Annotated in this window: 3 protein-coding genes and 1 pseudogene; all 4 read left to right on the forward strand. The window is 43.5% G+C overall.

All coding sequences use genetic code 11. From position 1 onward, the window contains the following. Nucleotides 1–303: pseudogene (locus ACFIJ0_RS00165) on the forward strand (phage tail protein); the annotation flags it as partial. A 5-nt stretch (nt 304–308) separates the two neighbouring features. Further along, nucleotides 309–689, forward strand: coding sequence for a phage tail protein (locus tag ACFIJ0_RS00170; protein ID WP_375644094.1), 381 nt, complete (start codon nt 309–311; stop codon nt 687–689). After that, on the forward strand, nt 686–910 hold the full coding sequence (locus tag ACFIJ0_RS00175) for a tail protein X (RefSeq protein WP_375644093.1): 225 nt from the start codon (nt 686–688) through the stop codon (nt 908–910). The genes ACFIJ0_RS00170 and ACFIJ0_RS00175 overlap by 4 nt, the downstream gene beginning before the upstream one ends. After that, nucleotides 907–1,502, forward strand: a 596-nt coding sequence (locus ACFIJ0_RS00180) for a contractile injection system protein, VgrG/Pvc8 family (RefSeq protein WP_375644091.1), incomplete at its 3' end; no start/stop codon positions are given. The genes ACFIJ0_RS00175 and ACFIJ0_RS00180, both read left to right, overlap by 4 nt.

Below are 1,502 nucleotides of genomic sequence, written 5' to 3' on the forward strand. Positions count from 1 at the left end.
AAAAAAATGCTGGATACAGTAGTGGTTACAAATACCCCGCCTGAAAAACGCAAGAGTGGCTTTAATACAGGTGTCATTGAAACAGGACAAATGCAGGCAACAAATAAAGTGGCTGCCTTCAAAGCTCCCAAGCCCATTACGGTTCACAAACCCGTTGAAGTAGACGCCCGCGTAACCATTACAAATCTCAATATTTCAGTACCAAATGGTCTCAAGGACGAAATCAGAGACGCTGTCAATCAAGCACTTGAACACTATGCAAAACAGCAACGTTTAGCCATAGCCTCTAGCCTTTCGGATTAAATACCATGATGTTAGCTTTAGGTGGTTTTATTTTTTCGATTGAAACAGCAGCTTATCAAACTCTTGATATGTCTTATGGGGTGCCATGGGTCGAGCAAGGGCGATTGGGGAGAAAGGCGGCTCTTCAATTGCCAGCTGTTGCAAATGCGGAATTTTCTTTAACTGGCGTGATTTATCCAGATTTCAAAGGTGGTCACAGACAGCTCGAATATTTACGACAAATGGCACATGAAGGACCTCACATTCTTGTGAGCGGTCAAGGCAAAATCTTAGGTAAGTTTGTCATTCTTTCTGTAGAGGAAAAACAAAGCGTTTTTCATCATAACGGCACCCCCAAAAAACAAGAATTTACAATAAAGTTGAGAGAATATGGTGAAGACCTATGAGTGACCTTTATATGACCAAAGATGGCGATATGGTGGATGCCATTTGCTGGAAATACTATGCCAAAAGTCAACAAGCGCTTGCTGTTGAACGCGTCTATGCAGCGAATTTGGGGCTTGCAGACTATGGACCCATTTTAAAAGCAGGCATCACGATACTCTTACCAACCCTCCCCTATCCGAAAGCCACACCAGTAATCAGAATTTGGGGTAGCCAGTCATGAAACCTTTTTGCATGGTTCTGGCAAATGGAGAAGACATCACCAAAACGCTCATGGATTATGTTTTATCAATTGAAATTACCGATGAAGCAGAAAACAAAAGTGATCGTATCACTATAGAGCTTGATGACCGCGCACGTGACAGTGATAACGGCTTTCTTGATATCCCTCTCATCGGGACAGTTATTTCCATAACACTTGGCTATGAAGGCGGAAAAAACCGCGATATGGGAGCCTATCTGATAGACGAAATCTCTGTGAGCAGCCCACCACAAAGCTTAAGTGTGACAGGGCGCGCCGCCTCCATGAACACGTCTTACAGAACTCCAAAAAGCCAATCCTATCACCAAAAAACCCTTGGCAGTATTATTCAAGAGATAGCACAGCGTAATGGCTATACTGCGAAGGTTGATCCTTCTCTTGCAAAAATCGTTGTGCGTCATATTGATCAAACATCAGAAAGCGATATGGCTTTTGCTACACGCCTTGCAGAAGAATATGATGCAGTAGCAAAGCCCGTTGATGGTAAACTTGTGCTCGCCAAACGGGGTGAAGGCAAAGCCATTACTGGTGAAACACTCCCTATTGTTGTCAT

The sequence above is a fragment of the Bartonella sp. OC68QHHN genome (assembly GCF_042193875.1).
Lineage (GTDB): Bacteria > Pseudomonadota > Alphaproteobacteria > Rhizobiales > Rhizobiaceae > Bartonella > Bartonella grahamii_A.